The sequence below is a fragment of the Bradyrhizobium sp. ORS 86 genome (assembly GCF_045571475.1).
Classification (GTDB): Bacteria; Pseudomonadota; Alphaproteobacteria; order Rhizobiales; family Xanthobacteraceae; genus Bradyrhizobium.
Genome location: NZ_CP120699.1, coordinates 4,108,714 through 4,134,751, shown reverse-complemented (window position 1 = coordinate 4,134,751; position 26,038 = coordinate 4,108,714). Strand labels below are relative to the sequence as shown.

The 26,038-nt window shown below is 64.4% G+C and carries 19 protein-coding genes; 12 read left to right on the top strand and 7 right to left on the bottom strand.

The annotated features are described in order from the left end of the window. Positions 1-22: 22 nt before the first annotated feature. Positions 23-802 carry a glycosyltransferase gene (locus tag P6U25_RS19215; protein ID WP_407146326.1) on the top strand — a complete coding sequence of 260 codons (780 nt, stop codon included), beginning with the start codon at positions 23-25 and terminating at the stop codon, positions 800-802. Further along, the gene (locus P6U25_RS19210) at positions 802-1,140 is read left to right on the top strand and encodes a lipid-A-disaccharide synthase N-terminal domain-containing protein (RefSeq protein ID WP_407146325.1); all 339 of its coding nucleotides are present in this window, start codon (positions 802-804) and stop codon (positions 1,138-1,140) included. The genes P6U25_RS19215 and P6U25_RS19210 overlap by 1 nt, the downstream gene beginning before the upstream one ends. Here the strand turns inward: P6U25_RS19210 and P6U25_RS19205 are convergent, their stop codons facing one another. Continuing rightward, on the bottom strand, positions 1,141-2,829 hold the full coding sequence (locus P6U25_RS19205) for a Na/Pi cotransporter family protein (protein ID WP_407146324.1): 1,689 nt from the start codon (positions 2,827-2,829) through the stop codon (positions 1,141-1,143). A 284-nt stretch (positions 2,830-3,113) separates the two neighbouring features. Here P6U25_RS19205 and P6U25_RS19200 point away from each other — a divergent pair, with 284 nt between their 5' ends. Next, entirely contained in the window at positions 3,114-3,359 is a 246-nt protein-coding gene (locus P6U25_RS19200) for a PilZ domain-containing protein (RefSeq protein WP_407152557.1), read from the top strand. A 127-nt stretch (positions 3,360-3,486) separates the two neighbouring features. Next, positions 3,487-4,317 carry a tetratricopeptide repeat protein gene (locus P6U25_RS19195; protein ID WP_407146323.1) on the top strand — a complete coding sequence of 277 codons (831 nt, stop codon included), beginning with the start codon at positions 3,487-3,489 and terminating at the stop codon, positions 4,315-4,317. A 106-nt stretch (positions 4,318-4,423) separates the two neighbouring features. On the opposite strand, the gene P6U25_RS19190 is transcribed toward P6U25_RS19195, so the two are convergent. The 5 genes from P6U25_RS19190 to metC all read right to left on the bottom strand — a co-directional run bounded on the left by P6U25_RS19190 (position 4,424) and on the right by metC (position 10,218). Then, positions 4,424-5,695 (bottom strand): CpaE family protein, encoded by a 1,272-nt coding sequence (locus P6U25_RS19190; RefSeq protein ID WP_407146322.1) that lies wholly within the window; start codon positions 5,693-5,695, stop codon positions 4,424-4,426. Between the two features lie 4 nt (positions 5,696-5,699). Further along, positions 5,700-6,428, bottom strand: coding sequence for a CpaD family pilus assembly protein (locus P6U25_RS19185; RefSeq protein WP_407146321.1), 729 nt, complete (start codon positions 6,426-6,428; stop codon positions 5,700-5,702). A gap of 28 nt (positions 6,429-6,456) precedes the next feature. Beyond that, complete coding sequence (locus P6U25_RS19180) at positions 6,457-7,932, bottom strand: type II and III secretion system protein family protein (RefSeq protein ID WP_407146320.1); 1,476 nt, start codon at positions 7,930-7,932, stop codon at positions 6,457-6,459. 14 nt (positions 7,933-7,946) lie between these two features. Then, positions 7,947-8,753, bottom strand: coding sequence for a Flp pilus assembly protein CpaB (cpaB, locus tag P6U25_RS19175; protein ID WP_407146319.1), 807 nt, complete (start codon positions 8,751-8,753; stop codon positions 7,947-7,949). A gap of 268 nt (positions 8,754-9,021) precedes the next feature. Further along, on the bottom strand, positions 9,022-10,218 hold the full coding sequence (gene metC / locus P6U25_RS19170; protein WP_407146318.1) for a cystathionine beta-lyase: 1,197 nt from the start codon (positions 10,216-10,218) through the stop codon (positions 9,022-9,024). A 321-nt stretch (positions 10,219-10,539) separates the two neighbouring features. Between metC and P6U25_RS19165 the strand changes: the two genes are divergently transcribed. The 4 genes from P6U25_RS19165 to P6U25_RS19150 are packed head-to-tail and all read left to right on the top strand — an operon-like array spanning position 10,540 to position 15,051. Then, positions 10,540-11,556 carry an amino acid ABC transporter substrate-binding protein gene (locus tag P6U25_RS19165; protein ID WP_407146317.1) on the top strand — a complete coding sequence of 339 codons (1,017 nt, stop codon included), beginning with the start codon at positions 10,540-10,542 and terminating at the stop codon, positions 11,554-11,556. A gap of 23 nt (positions 11,557-11,579) precedes the next feature. After that, positions 11,580-12,785, top strand: a complete 1,206-nt coding sequence (locus P6U25_RS19160; RefSeq protein ID WP_407146316.1) for an amino acid ABC transporter permease — start codon at positions 11,580-11,582, stop codon at positions 12,783-12,785. Then, a complete protein-coding gene (locus P6U25_RS19155; RefSeq protein ID WP_407146315.1) occupies positions 12,782-14,302 on the top strand; it encodes an amino acid ABC transporter permease in 1,521 nt (506 codons plus the stop codon). The genes P6U25_RS19160 and P6U25_RS19155 overlap by 4 nt, the downstream gene beginning before the upstream one ends. 8 nt (positions 14,303-14,310) lie before the next feature. Further along, positions 14,311-15,051 (top strand): amino acid ABC transporter ATP-binding protein, encoded by a 741-nt coding sequence (locus P6U25_RS19150; RefSeq protein ID WP_407146314.1) that lies wholly within the window; start codon positions 14,311-14,313, stop codon positions 15,049-15,051. 128 nt (positions 15,052-15,179) lie between these two features. Here the strand turns inward: P6U25_RS19150 and P6U25_RS19145 are convergent, their stop codons facing one another. Next, the gene (locus tag P6U25_RS19145; protein ID WP_407146313.1) at positions 15,180-16,214 is read right to left on the bottom strand and encodes a cysteine synthase A; all 1,035 of its coding nucleotides are present in this window, start codon (positions 16,212-16,214) and stop codon (positions 15,180-15,182) included. Positions 16,215-16,961: 747 nt separating this feature from the next. Here P6U25_RS19145 and P6U25_RS19140 point away from each other — a divergent pair. Genes P6U25_RS19140 through P6U25_RS19125 form a run of 4 tightly spaced genes read left to right on the top strand, consistent with a single transcriptional unit; the run spans position 16,962 to position 26,008 of the window. Next, positions 16,962-18,395: an efflux transporter outer membrane subunit gene (locus tag P6U25_RS19140; protein WP_407152556.1), complete on the top strand. Its 1,434-nt coding sequence runs from the start codon at positions 16,962-16,964 to the stop codon at positions 18,393-18,395. Then, entirely contained in the window at positions 18,385-19,800 is a 1,416-nt protein-coding gene (locus tag P6U25_RS19135) for an efflux RND transporter periplasmic adaptor subunit (RefSeq protein WP_407146312.1), read from the top strand. Before P6U25_RS19140 ends, P6U25_RS19135 begins: the two co-directional genes overlap by 11 nt. Next, positions 19,797-22,925, top strand: coding sequence for an efflux RND transporter permease subunit (locus P6U25_RS19130; protein ID WP_407146311.1), 3,129 nt, complete (start codon positions 19,797-19,799; stop codon positions 22,923-22,925). Before P6U25_RS19135 ends, P6U25_RS19130 begins: the two co-directional genes overlap by 4 nt. Next, positions 22,922-26,008 carry an efflux RND transporter permease subunit gene (locus P6U25_RS19125; RefSeq protein ID WP_407146310.1) on the top strand — a complete coding sequence of 1,029 codons (3,087 nt, stop codon included), beginning with the start codon at positions 22,922-22,924 and terminating at the stop codon, positions 26,006-26,008. Before P6U25_RS19130 ends, P6U25_RS19125 begins: the two co-directional genes overlap by 4 nt. The last annotated feature ends 30 nt before the right edge of the window (positions 26,009-26,038 follow it).

The window sequence follows — 26,038 nt, the reverse complement described above, 5'->3', positions numbered from 1 at the left end:
AACGCCAACCTCGAGTGCTGATTTGCCGCTTCCCGACCAGACGCCGGTCGCCGTTTCCATCGTCGTGCCCGTGCGCAACGAGGCCGACAATATCGCGCCGCTGATCACCGAGATTGCAGCCGCGCTCGACGGCCGCTGGGCCTACGAAATCATCTACGTCAATGACGGCTCGACCGACGACACCGCCGAACGGCTGGCAGCGATCATGGCGCAGCGGCGCAATCTCAGACAGCTTCGACATGCCGTCTCGACGGGACAGTCGGCGGCGGTGCGGAGCGGGGTGCGTGCGGCGCGCGGCGCGATCGTGGCGACGCTCGATGGCGACGGACAGAATAACCCGGTCTTCCTGCCGAACCTGATCTCGGCGGTTGAGAGCGGCAATGGCCGCGTCGGCCTCGCCGCAGGCCAGCGGGTGGGGCGCAAAGACACCGGATTCAAGAAGATGCAGTCGCGTATCGCCAATGCGGTACGGGCCGCGATCCTGCGCGACGGCACCCGTGACACCGGCTGCGGGCTGAAGGCCTTTCCGCGCGACGTGTTCCTGTCGATGCCCTATTTCGACGGGCTGCATCGCTTCCTGCCGGCGCTGGTCCGCCGCGAAGGCTTTGCGATCGCCTATGTCGACGTGATCGATCGCCCGCGCCATGCCGGGGTCTCGAACTACGGATTCTTTGACCGGCTCTGGATCGGGATCATGGATCTCGTGGGCGTGTGGTGGCTGATCCGCCGCAAGAAGCCGACACCGGTCGTTACTGAGGTGACTAATGTTGCTGAAGCGCCTGATGTGACCGAGGTAAGGTGATGCTGATTCAGTACGGCCAGGCGCTGAACGCCTATCTCTACGACGTGTTCGTCGCCAAGTTCGACTTCTGGCTGGCGTTCGGCCTCGTCGCGCAACTGCTGTTCACTGCACGCTTCCTGGTGCAGTGGATTTCGAGTGAGCGCGCCGGCCAGAGCGTAGTGCCGATGGCGTTCTGGTTCTTCTCGATGGGCGGCGGCCTGATGACGCTGATCTACGGCCTCGCCAAGCGCGAGCCGGTGATTATCCTGGGGCAGGGCCTCGCCACCCTGATCTACATCCGCAACATCATGCTGATCGTGAAGAACCGCGGCAAGGCGTCGAAGACGCTCGACCGCTGATCACGGCCTTCCGGCGGCCGGCGCCGGAAGATCTGCGGCCTCGACGGCGCTCTCGCGATAGGCCGCGGTCTCGCCGGCTGCATCGAGGACCGGGTAGGCCACCGAGCAGATATGCGAGTGGATGCGGCGGAGGTCGCGCAGTACGTCCAGATGCAGCGAAGTGGTCTCGATGGTCTCGGGGCGACCCTCACGCAGGCGCTCGAGATGACGCTCGACGGCAGCCAACTCGGCCGCGCGCAACGCGGCTTTTTCGGTTAGGAGCTTGCGCGCCTCGCTGGCGTCGCCCGACATGAAGACGCCGAATGCGATCCGCAGCGAGTCGATGGTCCGCTTGTGGAATGCCGACAATTCCTCTGCGCCTTCGCTCGAGAATTGCAGGCGGCGCTTGATCTTCTTGGTGGCGAGCTCGCTGAGATTCTTGTCGATGATGTCGCCGATATGCTCGAGATTGATCGCAAAGGCGACGATCTCCATGGCACGCTGTCCCTCGCGCTCGTCGAGGCTGCCGCGCGTGAGCTTGGTCACGTAGAGCTTGATCGCCTCGTTCAGGCTGTCGACGGTGTTGTCCATCCGTGACACCTGGTCGACCAGGGCACGGTCGTTGGTCATCATCGCCGCCATAACGTTACGCAGCATGGCCTCGACATGATCCCCCATGTGCAGCACCTCGCGCGCGGCGTCAGTCAGCGCGAGCGAGGGTGTCTCAAGCGCACTCTCGTCGAGATAGCGCGGCCGTGACGGATCGGTCTCCTGCACCCGTTTGGGCAGGAGCCGATTGAGCAGCCGCGCCAGGGCGTCGAGGACGCCGATGAACAGGATCGCGGTCGCGACGTTGAAGGCGATGTGGAACAGCGCCGTCGCCTTGGCGAGATCGGGTTGCCACACCTGGATGTGCTCGGCGATCGGGCGCAGGAACGGCGCCACCAGCAGGATGCCGACGAAGCGGTTGACGAGATTGCCAACCGGCAGGCGATAGCTCGCCGGATCATCGCGGCGCGCACCTTCCATCAGCGGGTTGATGGCGCTGCCGAGATTGGCGCCGAGCACGAGCGCCAGCGCCGCATAGGGTGAAATGAACTGGGAGTAAGCCAGCGACATCACCAGCAGCACGCTGGCGACGCTGGAATGGACCAGCCAGGTGACGACCGCGCCGATGAAGATGCAGAGCACGGGATCGCCGGTGATCGCGCTCATGAAGACGCGCACGCCCGGGGCGCTTTCGGCCGGCGCCAGGGTGTCGAGCAGGATGTGCAGCGCTAGCAGCATCAGGCCGAGGCCGATCGAGACGCGGCCGAGATCCTTGATCCGGGAGCGCGGTCCGGTCCGGAAGGCCACCAGGCCGAGGATGAACAGCACCGGCGCGACCGCTGCCACGTTGAACGACAGCACCTGGACGATCAGGGTGGTGCCGACATTGGCCCCCAGCATGATGGCAAGCGCGGGCACCAGGTTGACCAGGCCTTCCGCGGCGAACGAACTGGTGATCAGGGCGGTCGCGGTCGAACTCTGAAGCAGGGCGGTCAGCCCGAGGCCAGCAGCGAAGGCGCTGAACCGGTTGTGCAGCGCCTTGCCCAGGAGCAGCCGCAGGTCCGGGCCGAAGGCGCGCAGGATCCCGCTATGCACCATATGCAGGCCCCACAGCAGCAGCGCGACGCCACCCATCAGATCAAGTAGGACCATGCTTCCCATGCCTGTTCCGTATCCCGGCAAATCGAGTCGAACGGGTCAGGCTACCGCCTATCGACCGCGGATCAACCCCTTTTTGTTCTCACCGGAACCCGGCGGCGAGACGGGATCGGGCCAAAAAGCGGCCTAACGCGTCTCTGGAGGCGGTGCGGGCGAGGAATCGTCAGAAGTAAATGAAGCTGGAAGGCAACCGATCAATTGCGAGCGGTTCCGCTAGGCAGTTTCCAATCTTTCCGCGCTACGACTGCGGCAACCAGAAACTCGTCCAGCCGTGCTTGGGGATCAGGATGTTTGTCAATCGCCGCAAGAGCGAACGTCGCGTCTGCAGAAGCGTCGCCAAAATCCAGATCGGGACCGGATCACTGCCTCGGGACTGCATGATCACCGATATTTCTGCCGGTGGTGTCAAGGTGATAGCCGAATATCTGGAAGTCCCGCCGGAATTCACCATCATCTTCTCGACCGGCAGCCCACGCCAATGCCGTCTGGCTTGGCGGATCGGGCACGAATTCGGCGCCCAATTTATCGATTAATCCGGCACGCCCAACCATCCAACTCTCGCTTCGCGCGGGCATGACCTGAACACGATACCGACCTTAACCCGCCATTAGGGTTAAGCTGTGAGCATCCGGGAACCTTCGCTGTTCTGAGTCCCCGTTGATGTTCCAGAAATCACCCCGACACATAAGCCGCGTGAACCGTCTCGCGAGCGCAGCATCGGCTGCCGTCCTGTTGGTCGGATTGTCGGCCTGCCAGACGTCCTCAGACATTGCCGGAGACATCACCGGGTCCTTGGGCGATACGGCAGAGCCGAGCCAGGCGTCCGCCGATCCGCGGCGCGACCTCGACACCTACAAGGAGCGCGTCCGCACCAATCCCAGGGATGCCGATGCCGCGCTCAAATACGCCAAGGCACTGCGGGCCACTGGCCAGCGGGAGCAGGCGGTCGCAGTCCTAGAGCAGGCCGTGTTGGCCCAGCCCGGCAACAAGCCGCTACTCGCAGGCTACGGCCGCGCGCTCGCCGACAACGGCAATTTCCAGCAGGCCTTCGACGTGCTCGGTCGCGCGCACAGCCCCGACGATCCGGATTGGCGTATCCTGTCTGCGCAGGGCGCCGTGCTCGATCAACTCGATCGCCATGACGAGGCGCGCCAGTACTACGCAAGCGCGCTGAAGATTCGGCCGGACGATCCTTCGGTGCTCTCCAATCTCGGATTGTCCTACCTGCTGTCGAAAGATCTGCCGAAGGCCGAGGCGACATTGCGTCGCGCCCGCGAGCGCGCTCCCGGCGACATGCGCGTGCGAACCAATCTCGCCGTCGTGGTGGGGCTGCAGGGCCGTGAGGCCGAGGCCGAGGGCATCATGAAGGCGAATCTGCCGCCGGAGCAGGGCTCGGCCAACGTCGCCACGCTGAAGCGGCTGTTGGCGCGGAAGGACGCAAGCCGGACCGACACCGGCCGGATTCCGGTCGCGGCCAATCATCACGACTAGATCGCGGGCACGATCACGTTTCGACGTCGCTGAGTGCAACACCCGCACACGCGCGCTTGCATTTCTCCACCGCGACCAAATCCATCCGCTGGCGACTTCCGCGCAATCAACCCGCGGCCTTGCGCCTGCCGTCGCGATGACCCTGCAGCTTCCTGAGGAGCGGCGTCAGCAGCGAGCCGCGCTGCTCGGCAAGATCGGGACGGCCGGTCAGACGGTGCGCGATCTGTAGGAAGGTCTTCGTGGTGCGATGGCGCGCAGACACTTCCGCGATCATCTGCCCGTTGTTGGCGGCCTCGCCGAACAGTCGGCTGTCGAACGGAATTGTCGCGATCGGCACGCTTTCGATGGTCTTGGCGAACTCCTTGACCTCGATCTCGGGCCGCCTCGGCATGCCGACTTGGTTCAGGCAGTAGAGCGGGGGCCGGTCGTTGGGGCGCGCCGCCTTCAGCATGTTCACCATGTTCTTGGTGTTGCGCATGTTGGCGAGGTCGGGCTCGGCGACGATCAGGATGTCATCGGCACCGACCAGCGTGCGCTTGGTCCAGGCCGTCCATTGATGCGGAACGTCGAGAACGATGCAGGAGGTGGTCATGCGCATCGTATCGAAGATTGCATCGAACGCATCGGCGCCGAAGTCATAAACCTGTTCGAGGGTCGCAGGCGCCGCCAACAGGCTGAGATGGTCGCTGCACTTGGCGAGCAGGCGATCCATATAGGCGGTGTCGGGGCGCTCGGGAGAGAACACGGCGTTCGCGATACCCTGCACCGGATCCTGGTTGTAGTCGAGGCCGGCGGTGCCGAACGCAAGATCGAGATCGATGACGACGGAATCCAGCCCGAGATCGCGCGCGATGGTCCAGGCGACGTTGTGGGCAACGGTCGAAGCGCCGACGCCGCCCTTGGCGCCGGCGACCGCGATCAACCGGCCCACCGAGACCGCTTCCGTTGCCGAGAACAGGCTGCAGATCGAGCGCACGATGTCGAGCACCTTGACGGGGCCGACCACATAGTCGTTGACGCCGCGGCGGACCAGTTCGCGATAGGGCGCGACATCGGCGGCGTTTCCGAGCATGACGACGCGGGTGCCGGGATCGCACACCGCCGCGAGGTCGTCGAGGCCGGCGAGGAAATCCGTGCCCGGCTCGGTTTCCAGGATGATCACGTTCGGCGTCGGCGCCTTATGATAGGCCTCGATCGCGGCGGCGATGCCGCCCATATGGACGGAGAGGTGAGCCTTGGCGAGACGACGATCCTCGGCGGCGGCGCGCGCGGTCGTGGCGGTTGCGACGCTGGCACAGAAGGCCTGCACCGAAATGCGCGGCGCCGGGGCGATATAGTCGTCGATCTGCGGTTGCTCGTCTTGTTGTTCGGCGGTCATTGCCTTAGTCGCTCAGCTTGGCCTTGTCAGCTTCAGGATAGGTTGTCGCGGTCGTGACGCCCTTGCGGTATTTGTCGAACGCGATCGAGCGGCGCGGCGTGTAGGCAGCAGTCTCCGTGCGCGGCTGCACGAGGTCGGACGGATTTGCAACCATCGCCGCCAGGTTACGCTGGGTGGCGCAGCCGAAATTGTAGTATTCCTTGTTCTGGATATAGGCGGGATTGTCGAGCGAGGGGCCGAGGTCGGCCGGCCACACCCCGCAGGGACCGGCAACAGCCGCCATCTTGGGATAGCTCACGCGAATGGTGGCAAGCGCGCGCGGATCGTCGGGGTGATAGGCGCGCCTGGTGATGGCATGGCCGGGCACGCCCATCGATGCGAGCAAGCCGCGGATCTCCTGATAGATCGCCCCGGCCGCACGCGCATTCGGCGTATCAACCGGCACATCGATCGCGATCGCGCCAGTGCCCTCGCGGCGCCAGCCGCGGGCGATCCCCACGACGTCGTCGCGCTGCGTCTCGGTCAGGTTGCCACGAGCATAACCGACGAATACGACGATCGATTGCTCGCCTTCGGTGACGGCGATCGGATGGCGCTGCCGGTAGTCGTCCGGCACGGTCCCGGTCACGATGTCGGTGGTCGCCGTATTGCATCCGCCGAGTGCCATCGCCATGAGCAGGACGCTGAACAGCGGTCGTATCGTCGAGCGCCTGCTGAGTGTGTTGCGTGTCATCGTTCGATCCCCAACCCTCAAGCCCGCGTCAGTCGATGATGAAGCCGAAATTGGCCGGCGTGGCGCCGATCGGCTCGGCGCGGGCGGCGACGCCATAGATGCGGTTGATGCGCGCGAGCAGCGCCGACTCCGAGTCGGAGGCCGAGGCAAATCCATCGTCCGGTCGAGACAAGTCCTTTTGCGCGACGGCGCGCACCACATAGGGCGTCACGATGACCATCAACTCGGTCTCGGAATTGACGAAGTCCTGGCTCCGGAAGAGCTGTCCCAGAACCGGGATCTGATCGACACCGGGCATGCCGTTGATCGCCTGCTTGGTCTGCTCCTGAATCAATCCGGCCATCGCGATCGAGCCGCCGGAAGGCACCTCCAGCGTGGTGTCGGCGCGGCGGGTCTTGATCGACGGAATCGTCGTTCCGCCCTGGCCGCCGGTCAACGCGTTCTCCATCGAGACCTCGGACACCTCGGTCATCACCTTCAGGCTGATGCGTCCCTCAGACAGCACCACCGGCGTGAAGTTGAGCGAGATCCCGAATTTCTTGAAGCTGACGGTCTGAACGCAGTTGCCAATGGTGCCCGATGTCGTTGTCTGGCAGGTCACGCCGGTTGGAATTGGAAATTCGCCGCCGGAAACGAATGTCGCGGACTCCCCGGAGATGGCCGTGAGATTCGGCTCGGCCAGCGTCCGTACGACACCCGCGCTCTCCATCGCGCGCAGCGTCGCGGTGACCGACGGCACACCGGCCTTTGTCAGGGCGGCCCCGGCCAAGCCGTTGCCGGAGACGAGCGGTCCGTTGTTCGCGGTGAACGGGTTGTTGTTGTTGAACACCACCGCAGCGGTGCCGTAGTTCATGTTGGCGCTGAGATCGATGCCCAGTTGCTTGACCAGATCGCGCCGCACTTCGGCGACGGTGACCTTCAGCATCACCTGGTCGCGGCCGCGCACCACGATCGAGTTGACGACCTTGTCGGGGCCGCCTACCAGCTTTGCGGCGACGTCGCCGGCCTGCTGGGCCTCGACCGGGCTCGATACCGAGCCGGTCAGCACGACGCTGTCGCCGACACCCTCGATATTGACGCCCGGCAGCATCTGTCTGAGCGCGGCGCGGAGGCCGTTGAGATCGCGCTTGATCGCGATGTCGTAGGAAGCGACTTGGGCTCCGTCGCCATCGAAGAACACCACATTGGTTTGACCGACCGCGGCGCCGATGATGTAGGCGCGCTGCGCCGAGCGGATCACCGCGTTGGCGATCTTGGGATCGGCGACCAGCACGTCCTTGGCTTCCCGGGGCAGGTCGATCACGACAGACTTGCCGACGCCGAGCGCCAGGAAGCGCGTCTTGACCGGGATGCTGTTGGTGACCGCGACATCCGCGTTCTTGTCCGGATCGGCCGCAGCGGCAGGAGACAGGGCCGGGATGACAATCAGCGCCGCGACCGCCGAAAATGACAGTGTACGGACCAATGCGGTCCGCGCCTTCAGTTGTGTTGCACCTGATATCATCTGCGAAGCCCCCATCACTTCTGTGTCGTCTGAGAGCTGAGGACGCCGTAGCGAACCACACTGATGCTCTCGCCCCGCTTCGGGGCCTGGTCGTTGGTCGAGGTCTCGACCGTATTGTCGTTGATGTCGGCGATGCTGCGCAGCGCGAGCGACAGCGTGCCGCTCTGCCGGGCGCGCGCGAGCGTCTCGGCCTGTTCCGGCTTCAGCTCGAGCGTCGCGGTCTTGCCGACGAGCGAGTTGCTGCCGTCCTTCTCTTTCGGCGCCTGGTCGATCGCTAGCACGCGGACATTGGACAGCAGGGTTTCGGTGACGACGACGTCGGAGCCGACGCGATCGGGGTTCTTGTCGCGCTTGGACAGGATCACGTCGACGCGGTCGCCGGGCAGGATGAAGCCGCCGGCGCCGGTCTCCGGCGTGATCTCCGTGGAGATCGCGCGCATGCCTGCCGGCAGGATCGCGGCCATGAAGCCGCTTCCGTTTGCCTTGACCAGTTTCTGCTCGCGGATCGGTTCACCGATGATGAAGGGGGCGCGCGCGATCGAACCGATGACGTCCTTCATCGCGTCGGCATTGGTGTCGCGGCGCATGAAGCCGCTGCTCGCGGTCTCGGCGGGCCAGCGCTGCCACTGCACGTCCTCGGGCTTGACGGACTGACCGAGCCCGATGTCGGACTTGGCCACCAGCACCTCGACGGTCGGCAACTGCGCGACCGGCGCGACAGGCGCCGGCTTGTGATCGGTGGTGCTGCTGCTCGCGAGATACGTGGCCGCGAGGCCTGCGACGCCGGCGATGGCCAGGACCACGATACGTGCCGTCTTCATGTGACTGACTGAATGCCCTTACGCCAGGCGGTCACAGCCTCGCGGCGCTGACAGCCCTTCCCGGGAGCATCACTACGGCGGCAAAAGTGTAAGGGAACTTGCTACTGGGCCTGGCCGATCAGGGGATTGGCGGGGATGGTGAACGGCGGGTTATCGACGCCGTCACAACCCCGCAAAACCCCGGGGCTTAAGTGATCGAGACGAGCAGCGTCGATCGCCATACGCGAGGCCGCGGCTCGGCACCCGCATGCACACCATTGCAAGTGAATCAGGCAGCCGCCTTCAGCGCCGCAAATCCGCGTTCGAGATCGGCCTTGAGGTCGTCGACATCTTCGAGCCCGATATGCAGCCGCAGCGTCGGCCCGCCCGGCGCCCATTTGGTCGCGGTGCGATACTCGTTGCAATCGAACGGGATCGCGAGACTCTCGAAGCCGCCCCAGGAAAAGCCCATGCCGAACAGCGTGAGCGTGTTGAGCATGGTATTGACTGCCTGTTGCGGCACCGGCTTCAGGACGATGCTGAACAAACCCGAGGCGCCGGTGAAGTCGCGCTTCCAGATCGCATGTCCAGGATCGGTTTCGAGGGCAGGGTGCAGCACACGCTCGACCTCGGGCCGGGCGGCAAGCCAGCGCGCCATCTCGAGCCCGGAGCGATAGTGCTGCGCGAGCCGGGTGGACAGCGTGCGCACGCCGCGCAACGCGAGGTACACGTCATCCGGACCGGCACAGACGCCGAGCAGACGGATCGCCTCGGAGACCAGCGGCCAAGCCGCCGCGTTCGCCGAGATCGTGCCGAACATGATGTCGGAATGGCCACCGATATATTTGGTCGCGGCCTGCATGCTGATGTCGACGCCCTGCTCGAGCGAACGATGATAGAGCGGGGTGGCCCAGGTGTTGTCGTCGATGACAAGCGCGCTGCGCGCGTGGGCTACCGCGGCGATCGCACGGACGTCCGGCATCTCGAAGGACTGCGAGCCCGGCGCCTCGACCAGCACCGCGCGGGTGTCCGGCCTGAACAGGGCCTCGATGCCGCCGCCGACCAATGGATCGAAATATGTGGTCTCGATGCCGTAGCGCGCCAGCATGCCGTTGCAGAAATTGCGCGTCGGCCGGTAGACGTTGTCGCAGACCAGCAGATGGTCGCCCGCTTTCAGCACCGCGAGCAGGGTGGTCGAGATCGCTGCCAGTCCTGACGGCGCGAGCCCGACGCCGACGCATTGCGGACCCTCGAGCGCCATCAGCACGTCCTGCAGCGCCCGCGTGGTCGGCGTGCCGTGGCGGCCGTAGGTAAATTCGCCCCGGTGGGCATGCAGGTCCTCCGCCGTCGGATAGAGCACGGTCGAACCATGGAAGACCGGCGGATTGACAAAGCCCTTTTGAGCCTTGGTGTCGCGGCCGGCCGTGACCAGCCGGGTGGCGGCGTGTTGTGGACGGGAGGGCGTGGAATTGTCGGAGGAGGTCATGGTCGTCGCCGTTAGACTTTTTGCCGCAGCCGTAACGCATCGGAAGCGCAGAGCTACGCTGGGGAGTGTTACTAACAGGACGCGGAAGACATGCGTCAACCCCTTGACCCGGCACGCCAGTCGCTATGTGATGCGCCGCAACTTCCAGTCGCCGCACGTTGAGGGGCCTGCCGCGACCTTCGATCCCGTTGCCTGACCGATTTGCAGTCAAACTGCCGGTCAGGTCAGCATTATTTGCTGCAAGGTGGATCATCGGGTGGCCCGGTGAGCGTCAGGTGACCAAAAACAACGTCCGCGGACGACCCTGAAAGGCCCAAGCCCATGAAACGCGTTCCCCTGGCCCTAGCCCTTGCCGCTGCCGCCGCCTTGTCGGTTCAGGCCGCCTCGGCGCAAACTCTGAAGACGGTCAAGGATCGGGGCCAGCTATCCTGCGGCGTCAGCAGCGGCCTTCCGGGGTTCTCCTCGCCGGACGACAAGGGCAACTGGACCGGGATCGACGTCGACGTCTGCCGCGGGATCGCCGCGGCGATCTTTGACGACCCGACCAAGGTCAAGTTCGTGCCGCTGTCGGCCAAGGACCGTTTCACTGCGCTGCAGTCGGGCGAGATCGACGTGCTGTCGCGCAACACCACCTGGACGCTGTCGCGCGACACATCGCTTGGCGCCAACTTCACCGGCGTGACCTATTACGACGGGCAGGGGTTCATGGTGAAGAAGTCGCTCAAGGTGAACTCGGCGCTCGAATTGAACAGTGCCTCGGTCTGCGTGCAGACCGGCACCACGACCGAGCAGAACCTCGCCGACTATTTCAAGGGCAACAACATGAAGTACGAGGTGATCGCGTTCGCCTCGGCGGACGAGACCCTGAAGGCCTACGAGACCGGCCGCTGCGACGTGTTCACCTCGGACGTGTCCCAGCTCTACGCGATGCGGCTGAAGCTCGGTAGTCCGGCCGATCACGTCGTGCTGCCGGAAATCATCTCCAAGGAGCCGCTCGGCCCGATGGTTCGTCACGGCGACGATCAGTGGTTTGACATCGTGAAGTGGGTGCTGTTCGCGCAGATCAACGCCGAGGAGATGGGCGTCACCCAGAAGAACGTCGACGAGATGGCCAAGTCGGACAAGCCCGATCTCAAGCGCGCCTTCGGCACCGACGGCAATCTCGGTGAACAGCTCGGCCTGACCAAGGATTGGTTCGCCCGGATCATCAAGGCCGTCGGCAATTACGGGGAGATGTTCGATCGCAATGTCGGCGCCGGATCGAAGTTGCAGATCGCTCGCGGCCTCAACCAGCTCTGGAATAAGGGTGGAATCCAATACGCGCCGCCGATCCGCTGATCGGCGACGAGGCGGCTGCGGCAATGACCACCGAGCCCCGAAATCCACCGCCGCAATACGTCCTCCGGTTGAAGCGGGCGCTCGGCGGCAAGGCCGGCTGGACCGGTCTTGTCGTGCAGGTCGCGTTCGCCGCAGTGCTGGCCTGGACGGCTTACGAGATCGTGGCCAACGCCAGGGCTAACCTCGAGACGCAGCGCATCGCCTCCGGGTTCGGTTTTCTCAGGAACACCGCCAGCTTCGACGTCAGCCAGAACCTGATTGCGTATACGGGATCGGACACCTATACGCGGGTGTTCCTGGTCGGACTGCTGAACACGTTGCTGGTGTCGGTGATCGGCATCGTATTCGCCACCATCATCGGATTCGTCCTGGCATTGTGCCGGTTGTCGCCGAACTGGCTCTTGTCGCGGCTTGGCGAAGCGTATGTCGAGATCGTGCGTAACCTGCCGCTGCTGTTCCAGTTGCTGTTCTGGTACCTCGCAGTGCTGGCGGCACTGCCGGCGCCACGGCAGAGCATCAGCCTGTTTAATGCCTTCTTCCTCTCCAATCGCGGCCTGGTAATTCCGCGGCCGATCGGCGAGGCCGGTCTCGATCCATTTCTCGTGGCGGTCGCTATCGGGATACTGGGCTCGCTGCTGTTGCGCGGCTACGCCAGGCGGGCGCTATTCCAGCGCGGGCAGGCGATCCGGATCTGGCCTCACGTGCTCGGCCTGCTGATCGGACTGCCGCTCCTGACAATGCTGATTTTCGGGATGCCGCTGACGTTCGAACTGCCGCAACTCAAGGGCTTCAACTTCGCCGGCGGATCGCGGGTCATTCCGGAGCTGGTTGCGCTCGTGGTTGCGCTGTCGACCTATACCGCGGCCTTTATCGCGGAGATCGTCCGGGCCGGAATCCAGTCGGTTCACAAGGGACAGATGGAGGCCGGCTCATCGCTCGGCCTTTCACGCGGCGCCACCTTGCGGCTGATCGTGATGCCGCAGGCGATGCGCGTCATCGTTCCGCCGCTGACCAATCAATATCTCAACTTGACCAAGAACTCGTCGCTCGCGGTCGCCATCGGCTATCCCGATCTGGTCTCGGTGTTCGCCGGTACGACGCTGAGCCAGACCGGCCAGGCGATCGAGATCATCGCCATCACCATGGGCGTCTATCTCGTGCTCTCGCTCGTCACCAGCGCGATCATGAGCGTGTATGGCTGGCGCATCAGTCGGAGCCTCGGGGCATGACCGATATTACCGCGTCATCCTTTGTCCGGCGGGACCTTGTCCCCGAGCGCGCGGCACCGGTGAAGACCACCGGCTTGTTCGGCTTCGTGCGCGCCCGGCTGTTGAACTCGCCGACCAATATCCTGCTCACGATCCTGGCGCTGGCGCTGCTGTGGTACACGATCGTTCCTGCGCTCAAACTCCTGCTGGTCGACGCAGTCTGGAGCGGCAACGACCGCAATGCGTGCCTTGCCGACAATGCCGGCCACCAGGTCGGGGCCTGCTGGCCCTATATCCAGGCCAAGCTCACCCAACTGATCTACGGCTTCTATCCGGCAGCGGAACGCTGGCGCGTCAACCTGACCTTTGCTCTCGCGGCGGTACTGCTGCTGCCGCTGCTCATCCCGCGCCTGCCGGCGAAAGGCGTGAACGCGGGCCTGTTCTTCTTTGCCTTTCCGGTAGTCGCCTTCTTCCTGCTGCGCGGTGGCGGGCTCTCCGGTTTCGGGGTGAGCTGGGTGGCCGGCCTGGTGGGCCTGTTCGATGACAGCATCGTCAATGCCGGTCAGATCCTGGTCAGTCTCAGCCAGGGCTCGGCGATCGGCCCGCTGCTCTGGGGAATCGGCAAGATCATCCTGCTGCTCGGCAGCGTGACCGGCTGGCTGATCCTGCCACTGAGGTGGTTGCGCGACCTGCTCCAGGCATCCGGTCAGCCGCTGTGGGTCGATTTCGCGGCGACTGCGGCGATCGTCTCGCTGATCGTCCTGGTGCTCGGCGGCGGTATGCAGACCGGGCTGCGGGCGCTGGCCGGCACCCTCGCGACCTTCGCCGGCATCGCCGCCGTGATCAAGCTGATGGGGCTCGATCGTGGCGGGCTTGCTGTGGTCGACACCCGCTTATGGGGCGGCCTGCTGGTGACGCTGGTGGTCTCGGTCACCGGCATCGTCACCTCGATGCCGATCAGCATCGCGCTGGCGCTCGGCCGCCGCGCGACTATTCCGCTGATCCGGATCTTCTCGATCGCGTTCATCGAGTTCTGGCGCGGCGTGCCGCTGATCACTGTGCTGTTCTTCGCGACCTACATGCTGCCGCTGTTCCTCCCAGGCAATTTCAATGTCGACGGTCTGGTCCGTGCGCTGATCGGCATCGCGCTGTTTGCGGGTGCCTACCAGGCTGAAGTCGTGCGCGGCGGCCTTGCCGCGATTCCACGCGGGCAGGGAGAGGCGGCAAGTGCCCTCGGCCTGTCCTGGTGGAAGACCACCTCGCTGATCGTGATGCCGCAGGCGCTGCGCCACGTCATTCCGGGCCTCGTCAACAGCTTCATTGCGCTGTTCAAGGATACCTCGCTGGTCTCGATCGTGGCATTGTTCGACTTGCTGGGATCGCTGCACGCGACGTTCTCCGATCCGACCTGGTCGACCCCGACCACCGCCTTTACTGGCTTTGCCTTTGCCGGAATGATCTACTTCGTGTTCTGCTTTGGAATGTCGCGCTACTCGCTGTTCGTCGAAAACCGCCTTAACGCTCACCGCCGTCATTGAAGGTCATCATGTCCACAGATCCGATCGTCAACATCTCCGGTCTCAACAAATGGTACGGCGACTTCCACGTGTTGCGCGACATCAACCTCGAGGTCGGCAGGGGTGAGCGCATCGTGATCTGCGGCCCGTCCGGTTCCGGCAAGTCGACGCTGATCCGCTGCATCAACGCGCTGGAGGAGTTTCAGGAGGGTGAGATCGTGGTCGACGGCATCGACCTCGGGCCGAACCTGCGCCGCGTCGACGAGGTCCGCCGTGAGGTGGGCATGGTGTTCCAGAGCTTCAATTTGTTTCCGCACCTCACAGTCCTCGACAATTGCACGCTGGCGCCGATCTGGGTCCGCAACATTCCCAAGAAGGACGCCGAGGCGACCGCCATGAAGTTCCTCGAACGCGTCAAGATTCCGCATCAGGCCAACAAGTTTCCCGGCCAGATGTCGGGCGGTCAGCAGCAGCGGGTCGCGATTGCCCGCGCACTGGCGATGAATCCGAAGGTGATGCTGTTCGACGAGCCGACCTCGGCGCTTGATCCTGAAATGGTCAAGGAGGTGCTCGACACGATGGTGGACCTCGCCAAGGAGGGCATGACCATGCTGGTCGTGACCCACGAAATGGGCTTTGCCCGCGAGGTCGCCAACCGCGTCGTGTTCATGGATGCCGGCCAGATCATCGAATCGAACACGCCGCAGGAGTTCTTCGCCAACCCGCAGCACGCCCGGTCGAGGCTGTTCTTGAGCCAAATATTGAGATGATATCGCCCCTCATGGTGAGGAGCGCGCATTTGCGCGCGTCTCGAACCATGAGGCCCGCGGCCCATCCTTCGAGACGCGCTGACGCGCTCCTCAGGATGAGGTCGGCAAGTGTGGCGGGCTCACGCCCTTCACACCAGCGGCAGCTCGATCTTGCTGCGCTTCTCCAGCCATTCCGGCACCGGCAGATTCTTCGAGCGCATGAAGTCCGGGTTGAACAGCTTGGACTGATAGCGATTGCCGGAATCGCAGAGGATCGTCACGATGGTCTTGCCGGGGCCGAGCTGCTTGGCGAGCTGAATCGCGCCCGCGATGTTGATGCCGGTTGAGCCGCCCAGGCACAGGCCTTCGTGTTGCAGAAGCTCATAGATGGTCGTCACGGCTTCTTCGTCCGAAATCAGGAACGCGTCGTCGACTTGCGCGGTCTCGATGACCGGCGTCTTGCGTCCGAGGCCGATGCCTTCGGTGATCGAGTCGCCCGGCGTCGACTTGACCTGACCATTCTTGAACAGCTCGTACATCGCAAATCCGTGCGGATCGGCGCAGGCGATCACGATGTCCTTGTTCCTCTCCTTGAGGGCGCGACTGACGCCGGCGAGCGTGCCGCCGGTCCCGACCGAGCAGATGAAGCCGTCCACCTTGCCGTTGGTCTGCTGCCAGATTTCCGGCCCCGTCGAATCGTAATGCGCCTTTGGGTTGTCGAGGTTGTTCCATTGGTCGGCAAACAACACGCCGTTCGGCTCCGTCTTGCGGAGCTGCTCGGCGAGACGCCGGCCGAGATGCTGATAGTTGTTCGGATTGGAGAAGGGGAGCTGCGGCGCCTCGACGAGCTCGGCGCCGCAGAGCCGCAGCATATCCTTCTTTTCCCGGCTCTGGGTTTCCGGAATGACGATCAGGGTGCGGTAGCCGCGCGCGCTTGCCACGACGGCCAACCCAATTCCGGTATTGCCCGCCGTCGATTCGACGACTAGTCCGCCGGGTTTCAGGTCGCCGCGCTTCTCGGCCTCCAGGATCATCCACTTGCCGGCGCGGTCCTTGACCGACTGGCCCGGATTCATGAACTCGGCCTTGCCCAGGATGGTGCAGCCGGTCAGTTCGGAAGCGCGCTCGAGCTTGATGAGGGGGGTATTGCCGATTGCTTCGACGACGTCTTTGTTGAATGCCATGTCGGGGATGATCTTTGCCGGTCGATGTTTTTGCTTGGCGGGAACGTAGTGCGCTGATCGCAAAAGGGAAAGGTTTTTGCACTGCGGCGAAGCGGCCGAATTTACCTCCGCCGATCAGAGATGGTGCATGTCACGGAAAGCGTAGAACGCGCTTTTGCGGCTCTCCCAACTGCTGGCAAAAACTTCTGTGGAATTCATGTTCGTCATGAGTTTGGTGCGCGAGCGCTTCGACGATCAATTCGCGATGATTGACCCGCGACCGCATATCAGCGGGACGATGGCAGGCACCTATCCAGCTACCCGCAGATCGTTCATCCGCGGGAGCGGCGCGCTCACGCCTGGTGCGTACAGATCCAAGTCGCCGAGATCGATCTCAACTCGTCGAGTTGCGGATTCGGTACAACGGGACCCGGAAATCCCATGAAATCTTTGTAAGAATCATGGTGCCGGCAAGGCGGCCGGATTGTCTGGGAAAGCCGGAAAAACTGGGGAAAATCGCGGTCTCGAAGGCTTGCAATCGCACCGGATGCGACATCGGCGGACCTTGCGAGGGCTGTCCGCACCATCCGCACAAGGGTAATATGGCAGTCCAGTTCCATTGGAAGCATCACCCTTGAATACCCCACAGACCCACTCCCATCGCGTCATTTGTGCGCCAGGGGCGAGGTCTGTGTGTGGCGGAGAACGGGTGTGACCCAACCCGCTTCCGTAATGGTGCTTGGAGGTCGGCTCGGCCTCGTCGTTCGCATGCGACGGCTGGCGGGCCGATCATTCGTTGCGCTGGGCCTCGTGGCAAGCTCCACCGGTTGCATCCTGACCCAGGATATCCCCGATCCCGCGCTGGATATCCCGCAAGGCTACAAGGCCGCGGGGCACGGGCGTTCCGCCGATGCGTTGCCGGCGCTCGATTGGTGGCGGGCCTTCCGCTCAATCGAGCTGACGCAACTGATGGAGGAGGCCCAGGTCGTCAACCTCGACATCGCCGCAGCCGTTGCCCGGTTCCGCCAAGCCGATGCACTCGCGCGGCAGGCTGGCGCGCCGCTGCTGCCGACGCTCAATCTCAACGGATCGGAGACCTATTCACGCACCTCCGGCTCCAGCGCCAGCGGCCTCACCAATGGTGGGCGCGAGGTGGTCAACTACAACACGGCGCTGAGCGCGAGCTACCAGCTCGACTTCTGGGGGCAGAACCGCGACGCCGCGCAGGCGGCCGAGGAGACGGCCGTCGCCAACCGGTTCGATCGCGAGGTGACGGCGCTGACAACGCTGACGACCGTCGCCACCGCCTATTTCACGGTGCTGTCGACCCAGGATCGGCTGCGCACCGCCCAGCGCAACATCGCCAGCGCCGAGCGCATCCTCAATGCCATCAAGGATCGCTTCAAAGCCGGCACCGGCACCGACCTCGATGTCGCGCAGCAGGAGAGCGTGCTCGCCAACCAGCGTGCGCTGGTGCCGCCACTCCGGCAAACGCTCGATCAGAACGTCAACGCGCTCGCCGTACTGGTGTCGCGCCCGCCGGAGAGCGTGCGCATTTCGGGCGGTACGCTGAACTCGGTCGCGATCCCGAGGGTCACGCCGGGCCTGCCGTCGGACTTGCTGACCCAGCGCCCCGATATTCGCAGACAGGAGGCCCAGCTCGCTTCTGCGACCGCCAATGTCGGCAGCGCGCGGGCGCAGTTCTTTCCGAGTATTCAGCTCACCGGGCAGGGCGGGTACCAGAGTCAGGCGCTGGTCTCGCTGTTCCAGCCGCATGCCGCGTTCTTCAGCCTGGTCGGCAGCGCGACCCAGCCGATCTTCGATGGCGGCCGAATCCTCGGCAATTTCGAATACAGCAAGGCCAAGCAGGACGAGCTGCTGCAGACCTATCGCAAGACGGTGGTTCAGGCTTTCACCGACGTCGACAACGCGCTAGTCGCGATCCGCGAGACCACGCGAAAGCTGCAGCTACAGCGCGACGTGCTGTCGGCGTCGCGGCGCGCATTCGATCTGGCCGAGCAGCAGCTCAAGGCCGGAACCGCCGATATCGTAACTGTGCTAAACACACAACTCACGCTGTTCCAGGCTGAAGATGCCTACTCCCAGGCCCAACTGGCCCGGCTGCTGGCGATCGTGAGCCTGTATCAGGCGCTGGGGGGCGGCTGGGAACCGAAGATGGAAAGACCGGTCGATGCTCTTTAAGCCCGACACCAAGGACGACAAGAAGAGCGCGGCTCGCAAGCCCGGGCTGGTCTCGCGGCTGCTCAAGCGCATGGTGTCGCTGATCGTCACCCTCGTGATCCTCGGCGGCCTTGGCTATCTCGGCTGGCTCGCCTTCCAGCAGAAGCAGGGGGGCGCCGGTGGCGGCCGTGCAGGCATGCGGCCCGATCTTCCTGTACCGGTGCTGGCGGCCACGCCGCGTGTGCAGGACGTGCCTGTCTACCTCGACGGCGTCGGCTCGGTGAAGGCATTGAACACGGTCACCGTGCGTTCGCAGGTCGACGGCAAGCTGATCGCGGTCAAGTTCGTCGAGGGCCAGGATGTCAAGCAGGGCGACGTGCTCGGCGAGATCGACCCCGCGATCTACCAGGCACAATACGATCAGGCGGTCGCCAAGAAGGCGCAGGACGAGGCGTTGCTCGCCAACCAGAAGATCGATCTCGCACGCTACCAGCAACTCGCGGCCACCAATGCCGGCTCGAAGCAGCAGGCGGATACCCAGAAAGCCGTGGTGGCACAGCAGGAGGCGCTGGTCAGGGCCGATCAGGCCGCCATCGACAACGCGGCGGCGACGCTAGGCTACACCAAGATCATCGCGCCCATTTCGGGTCGGGCCGGCCTGCGCCAGGTCGACCAGGGCAACATCATCCACGCCTCCGACACCACCGGACTTGTCATCTTGACGCAGTTGCACCCGATCGCGGTGTGGTTCAGCCTGCCGCAGCAGCAGATCACGCGGGTGAATGCGGCGGCGGCCATGGGCACGCTCAGCGTCGACGTGTTCGGCAACGACGGCGTCACCGTGATCGATACCGGCAAGCTGACCGGCATCGACAACCAGGTCGATCCGACCACCGGCACGCTGAAGCTGAAGGCCGAATTCCCCAACGCCAAGTACCAGCTTTGGCCCGGCCAGTTCGTCAATGTCCGCCTCAAGGTGGAGACGCTGGCGCAGGCGATCGTGGTGCCGACCTCGGCGGTGCAGCGCGGACCGGCTGGCACCTTCAGCTATGTGATCGGCGCAGACGACATCGTGACCGCGAAGGCCGTCGCGGTGACGCAACAGAACGAGCACGACGCCGTGATCGCAAGCGGCCTGGCCACATCCGACCGCGTCGTGACGACAGGCTTCGCTAACCTCGCGGACGGTTCGAAGGTCGTCATCGGCAAGGACACGCAAGCACCCGCCGCCGATCTGGCGCCACATAAGCGCGGCCGTAGTCCCGACGGCAGGGGCGGCGGCCAGGGGCAGGGCAAGGGCGGTGTACAGCATGGCGGCCGCCATGAGCATGGCGAGGGCGATCAGAAGGGGCAGACTGGGCCGGCTCCGGTGCCACCATCGGTGGGGGCTGAACAGTCAGGCGGCGCGACGAAGACGCAGCCATGAGCGTCTCCGAACCATTCATCCGCCGTCCGATTGCGACCTCGCTGCTCGGCATTGCGCTGATGATCGGCGGCGCGCTCGGCTACTGGGCGCTGCCGGTCTCCGCGTTGCCGCAGGTCGACTTTCCGACCGTGCAGGTCACGACGCAGTTGCCCGGCGCGAGCCCCGATGTCGTCGCGTCCCTGATCACGGCACCGCTGGAGCGGCAACTCGGCCAGATCCCGTCGCTGTCGTCGATGAACTCAACGAGCTCATTCGGCGTCAGCCAGATCTCGCTGCAATTCGATCTCAACCGCGACATCGACGGTGCGACGCAGGACGTGCAGGCCGCGATCAATGCGGCGGCGGGCATCCTGCCGAAGACGCTGCCGTATCCGCCCGTCTACGCCAAGGTGAATCCGGCGGACGCGCCGGTCATGACACTGGCGCTGACCTCAGACACGATCTCGCTGCGGGCGATGAGCGACCTCGCCGACACCATCCTGGGGCAACGCCTCAGCCAGATTTCCGGCGTCGGCCGGGTCTCAATCCTCGGCGGCCTGAAGCCGGCGGTGCGCGTGCAGGCCGATCTGGCCCGGCTCGCGGCCTACGGCATCGCGATGGAGGATTTGCGCAGCGCGATCGCGGGCGCCAATGTGTCGGGGCCGAAGGGATCGCTCAACGGCGCCCAGCAATCCTACACCATCGCCGCTAACGACCAGATCGCGGCGGCCGATGCCTATAAGCCGATCATCATCGCCTATCGCAACGGCTCGCCTGTCACGATCGGTGATGTCGCGCAAATCGTCGACGGGCTGGAGAACGACCGCACCGGCGGTTGGTACCAGGGCACGCCGGCCGTCATCATCGATATCCAACGACAACCCGGCGCCAACGTGATCGAGGTCGTCCGCCAGATCCGCGCTGAAATTCCGCGGATGCAGCGCGCGATCCCGGCCGGCGTCAAATTGACCGTGGTCTCCGACCGCACCGTGACGATCCGCGCCTCCGTCCACGACGTGCAGTTCACGCTGATCCTGAGCGTGGTGCTAGTGACGCTGGTGGTGCTGCTGTTCCTGCGCTCGCTGCGCGCCACGCTCATCGCCGGGGTGGCGCTGCCGCTGTCGCTGATCACCAGCTTCGGCATCATGTATTTCGCCGGCTTCAGCCTCGACAATCTGTCGCTGATGGCGCTGACGATCGGGACCGGCTTCGTGGTCGACGACGCCATCGTCATGATCGAGAACATCGTCCGCCACATGGAAGAGGGCGAGACGGTGATGGAGGCCTCGCTGAAGGGCGCCAGCGAAATCGGCTTCACCGTGATCTCGCTGACGGTGTCGCTGATCGCCGTGTTCATCCCGCTCTTGTTCATGTCCGGCCTGGTCGGCCGCATGTTCCGCGAGTTCGCGCTGACCCTGACGATCGCGGTCGTCACCTCGGCGATCGTATCGCTGACGCTCACCCCGATGATGTGCTCGCGGCTGCTCAAGAACATCCACGAGGAGATCGCGGTTCCGGGCCTTGCCGCGGTCAGCCGCTTCATCGACGGCATGGTGGCGTTCTACCATCGCACGCTGCTCTGGGTGCTCCGGCGCCAGCGCGCGACGCTGGTGGTGACGTTTGCGACGATTGCGCTGACACTGGTCATGTATGTGCTCGCGCCGAAGGGTTTTTTGCCGCTGCAGGACACGTCCTCGATTACCGCGGTCACTGAGGCTGGCCCCGACGTCTCGTTCGCGGAGATGCAGCGCAGGCAGACCGCGGCCTCTGATATTATCAAGGCTGATCCTGATGTGACCGGCGTGGTCTCAGTGATTGGCGCCGGTTCGGTCAATCCGACCACCAATGTCGGGCGCCTGGTAATGACACTGAAGCCGCGCGACCAGCGGCACGACGACGTGGCGGCGGTGACCGCGCGCCTCAAGCAGAAAGTCGCGACGATCCCCGGCATGACCGTGTACTTCCAGCCGGTGCAGGACGTGCAGATTTCGACCCAGTCGAGCCGGTCGCAATATCAGTACACGCTGACCGGAACGGATGCGGCCGAGGTGTCGGAATGGGCGCGAAAGCTGGTTACCGAAATGCGGCGCAATCCGATTTTCCGCGACGTCTCCTCGGAGGCGCAGGACGGCGGCCTCCGCGCGGCGCTCGACATCAACCGCCAGCGCGCCGGCCAGCTCGGCGTCAACCTGCAGGGTGTGACCGACACGCTGAACGACGCCTTCGCGCAGCGGCAGATCTCGACGATCTACGGCCAGGCCAACCAGTATCGGGTCGTGCTCGAAGCGCTGCCGATGTACCAGCGCGACCCGTCGATCCTGGACAAGCTCTATCTGCCCGGCGCGAACGGCGCGCAGGTGCCGTTGTCCGCGGTGGCGACGCTGACGCGAACCACGGCGCCGCTGGCGATCTCGCACCAGGCGCAATTCCCCTCGGCCTCGCTCAGCTTCAACCTGGCGCCCGGGGAGGCACTGGGCGATGCTGTCACGGCGCTGAAGACGATCGAGACCCGCATCGGAATGCCCGGGAGCATCGTCGGCATCTATTCCGGCGACGCCGCCGAATTCGCGCGATCGCTCGCCGGACAGCCTTGGCTGATCCTTGCCGCGATCATCACGATCTACATCGTGCTCGGCGTGCTCTACGAGAGCTACATCCACCCGATCACCATCCTATCGACGCTGCCCTCGGCCGGCGTCGGCGCGATCCTCGCGCTGATGCTGTGCGGACAGGATCTCTCGGTGATCGGGTTGATCGGCATCATCTTGCTGATGGGCATCGTCAAGAAGAACGCGATCATGATGATCGACTTCGCGCTGGAGGCCGAGCGCCACCAGGGCATGTCGTCCTATGACGCGATCGTACAGGCCTGCCTGTTGCGCTTCCGTCCGATCATGATGACGACGCTCGCTGCGCTGTTCGGTGCGCTGCCGCTCGCGATCGAAAGCGGCACCGGTTCGGAGCTGCGCTTCCCGCTCGGTATTTCGATCATCGGCGGTTTGCTGCTCAGTCAGTTGCTGACGCTCTACACCACACCCGTGATCTATTTGGCGCTCGATCGGCTCAACCGCCGGATCGGGCGAGCAGTGCCGGAGGCAGGTCCGCACGGCCCCCCGATCGCGGGCGCGACCGAGGGCATGCAGTGATGTCGATCTCGGAGCCCTTCATCCGCAGGCCGGTGGGCACCACGCTGCTTGCGATCGGGCTGTTCCTGATCGGGTTGGTCGCCTACCAGTTCCTGCCGGTGTCCTCGGTTCCGAACGTCGATTTCCCGATGATCCGGGTGCAGGCAAGCAGACCAGGCGCTGATCCGTCGGTGATGGCCGCAACGGTGGCGGCGCCGCTCGAGCGCAAGCTCGGCGAGATCGCCGGCATCGACCAGATTACCTCGACGAGTTCGCTGGGCTCGTCCAGCATTCAGGTGCAGTTCTCGATCGGCCGTGACATCGACCGCGCGGCGCGCGACGTCCAGGCCGCGATCAACGCGTCGCTGGCCGATCTGCCGAGCGACCTGCCGTCGCTGCCCAGGTTCCGCAAAGCCAATCCGGCTGCGGCCCCGGTCTTCGTGCTGGCGCTGACCTCGAAGACGATCTCGACCAGCGCGATGTACGACGTCGCCGACACGGTGCTGGCGCAGCGCATCTCGCAGGTCCCCGGGGTGGGCGAGGTCACCGTCAGCGGCGCCGACCAGCCCGCCGTGCGCATCTCGCTCAACCCGGTGTCGCTGGTGAACGCCGGGATCTCGACCGACGACGTCCGCACCGCGATCATCAACGCCAATCCGCTCGGCCCGGTCGGCATCTTCAACGGCGACAGGCTCAGCGAGACGCTGTCGATCAACAAGCAGATGCGGACTGCGGCCGAGTTCCGCGACATCATGATCAAGAGCACGAACGGCAATTTCGTGCGGCTCTCGGATGTCGCTGAAATCAGGGACTCCGTGCGCAACGCCCGCTCGATTGCCTGGTTCAACAAGCAGCCCGCGGTGCTGATCCAGATCACCAAGCAAGGCGATGCCAACGTCATCGACACCGTCAATCGCGTCCGTGCATTGATCCCGGAGCTGAAGCAATGGATCCCGGCCGGGGTCGAGATCTCGACGCTGGTCGATCGAACCGGCACCATCCGGGCCAGTGTCCTTGACATGCAGCTCACGCTGCTCGCGACCGTCGTGCTGGTGATGGTCGTGGTGTTCGTGTTCCTGCGCCGCGGCGTGCCGACGATTGCCGCCGGCGTTTCGGTGCCGCTGGCGCTGGCCGGCACCTGCGGCGGGATGTGGCTTGCGGGCTTTTCGATCGACAATCTGTCGCTGATGGCGCTCGCGATTTCCGTTGGTTTCGTCGTCGACGACGCCATCGTGATGATCGAGAACATGTATCGCAATCTCGAGCAGGGCATGGCACCGTTTCCGGCCGCGCTGGAGGGCGCCAAGCAGATCGGCTTCACGGTGTTGTCGATCTCGCTGTCGCTGATCGCGGCGTTCACGCCACTGATCTTCATGGACGGGATCGTCGGCCGACTGCTCCGCGAATTCTCCCTGACGCTGACCTTCGCGATCGTGGTCTCGACCGTGGTGTCGTTGACGGTCACGCCGATGATCTGCGCACACTACATCAAGGAAGCGACCTCCGATCACGCGACCTGGTATGACCGCGCCATCGAGGGCGCGCTGTCTCGGGTCGTGGCGTTCTACACCTGGACGCTACGGATTGTGCTCGGCTATCCCGTCCTGACGCTGCTGGTGTTCTTTGCCACCATCGCGCTGACGGTGACGCTCTACATCAAGACGCCGAAAGGATATTTCCCGACCGACGACAGCGGCTTCGTCATCGGCTCGACCCGCGCATCCGCAGATATCTCGTTCCAGGCGATGCTCTCGCTGCAGCAGCAGCTCGCCGACATCGTGATGGCCGATCCCGCGGTTGCCGGTATCGGTTCGTCGGTCGGCGGCAGCACCGCGAACCGCGGCTTCATGTTCATCAGTCTCAAGCCGCCGGAGCAGCGCGACGGCCTGACGACCGCACAGGTGATCGACCGGCTGCGCCGCAATTTGTTCATGGTGCCGGGCATCCGCCTGTTCATGTTCGCGGCACAGGACATCCGCACCGGCGGCCGGCAGAGCGATTCCAACTACCAGTACACGCTGTCCTCGACCGACCTCGAACTGCTGCAGAAATGGGCGCCGATCGTGGCCAAGCGCATGGAGACGGTGGAGGGCATCACGGACGTGTCCTCCGACCGTGATCCGGGCGGCCTGCAGCTCAATCTTGTGATCGACCGCAAGATCGCATCGAGCCTCGGCGTCCGCGTCCAGGACATCGACAATGCGCTCAACAACGCGTTCTCGCAGCGGCAGATCTCGATCATCTACACCCAGCGCAACCAGTACATGGTGGTGCTGGAGATCGACCCGAAATTCCAGAACGACCCATCGAGTCTGGAGCGCATCTATGTTGCCGGCGCCAATGACGTGCAGGTGCCGCTGTCGGGTGTGGTGCACTACCAGCGGGGATTGTCGCCGCTGGCGGTGTATCATTCGGGTGGCTTCCCCTCGACCACGGTGTCGTTCAACCTGTTGCCGGACGTGCCGCTGGAGGTCGCGACGTCAAACATCCAGCAGGCGGTCAATGAGCTGCACATGCCGGAGGGCATCCGCGGCAGCTTCGACGGCAATGCCGGCGACTTCAGAAAGACCAGCGGGCGGCAGCCGCTTCTGATCCTCGGCGCACTGATAGCGATGTATATCGTGCTCGGCGTGCTCTATGAGAGTCTCGCGCACCCGATCACGATCATCTCGACATTGCCGTCGGCCGGGCTCGGCGCGTTGCTGGCGCTGCAGGTCACCAATACGCCACTGACCGTGATCGCCTTTGTCGGCATCATCCTGTTGATCGGCATCGTGAAGAAGAACGGCATCATGATGGTGGACTTCGCGCTGGAGGCCGAGCGCCATCAGGGACTGTCATCGCGGGACGCGATCTTCGAGGCCTGCCGGGCGCGCTTCCGACCCATCCTGATGACGACGATGGCGGCGCTGTTCGCCGGCATACCGCTGGTCATCGCTGCCGGCCCGGGTACCGAGCTGCGGCGGCCACTCGGCATCACCATCATCGGCGGCCTGTTCGTGTCGCAGATCCTGACGCTCTACACGACGCCGGTGATCTACCTGCTGATCGACCGGCTGCGCCAGCGCCCGGCACCATCAGCAGTGGCGGCGCCGGCGGAATAGGTTGAATTGCGCCGTCCCTGGCGTATAGCG

Bases quoted from the DNA above. Each gene is read 5' to 3' on its own strand.
- metC (WP_407146318.1), bottom strand. From the start codon at position 10,218: ATGACCTCCTCCGACAATTCCACGCCCTCCCGTCCACAACACGCCGCC.
- P6U25_RS19190 (WP_407146322.1), bottom strand. From the start codon at position 5,695: ATGACCGCCGAACAACAAGACGAGCAACCGCAGATCGACGACTATATC.
- P6U25_RS19155 (WP_407146315.1), top strand. From the start codon at position 12,782: ATGACCGATATTACCGCGTCATCCTTTGTCCGGCGGGACCTTGTCCCC.
- P6U25_RS19165 (WP_407146317.1), top strand. From the start codon at position 10,540: ATGAAACGCGTTCCCCTGGCCCTAGCCCTTGCCGCTGCCGCCGCCTTG.
- P6U25_RS19195 (WP_407146323.1), top strand. From the start codon at position 3,487: ATGTTCCAGAAATCACCCCGACACATAAGCCGCGTGAACCGTCTCGCG.
- P6U25_RS19140 (WP_407152556.1), top strand. From the start codon at position 16,962: ATGCGACGGCTGGCGGGCCGATCATTCGTTGCGCTGGGCCTCGTGGCA.
- P6U25_RS19130 (WP_407146311.1), top strand. From the start codon at position 19,797: ATGAGCGTCTCCGAACCATTCATCCGCCGTCCGATTGCGACCTCGCTG.
- P6U25_RS19135 (WP_407146312.1), top strand. From the start codon at position 18,385: ATGCTCTTTAAGCCCGACACCAAGGACGACAAGAAGAGCGCGGCTCGC.
- P6U25_RS19210 (WP_407146325.1), top strand. From the start codon at position 802: ATGCTGATTCAGTACGGCCAGGCGCTGAACGCCTATCTCTACGACGTG.
- P6U25_RS19180 (WP_407146320.1), bottom strand. From the start codon at position 7,932: ATGATATCAGGTGCAACACAACTGAAGGCGCGGACCGCATTGGTCCGT.
- P6U25_RS19185 (WP_407146321.1), bottom strand. From the start codon at position 6,428: ATGACACGCAACACACTCAGCAGGCGCTCGACGATACGACCGCTGTTC.
- P6U25_RS19145 (WP_407146313.1), bottom strand. From the start codon at position 16,214: ATGGCATTCAACAAAGACGTCGTCGAAGCAATCGGCAATACCCCCCTC.
- P6U25_RS19200 (WP_407152557.1), top strand. From the start codon at position 3,114: ATGTTTGTCAATCGCCGCAAGAGCGAACGTCGCGTCTGCAGAAGCGTC.
- P6U25_RS19205 (WP_407146324.1), bottom strand. From the start codon at position 2,829: ATGGGAAGCATGGTCCTACTTGATCTGATGGGTGGCGTCGCGCTGCTG.
- P6U25_RS19160 (WP_407146316.1), top strand. From the start codon at position 11,580: ATGACCACCGAGCCCCGAAATCCACCGCCGCAATACGTCCTCCGGTTG.
- P6U25_RS19150 (WP_407146314.1), top strand. From the start codon at position 14,311: ATGTCCACAGATCCGATCGTCAACATCTCCGGTCTCAACAAATGGTAC.
- cpaB (WP_407146319.1), bottom strand. From the start codon at position 8,753: ATGAAGACGGCACGTATCGTGGTCCTGGCCATCGCCGGCGTCGCAGGC.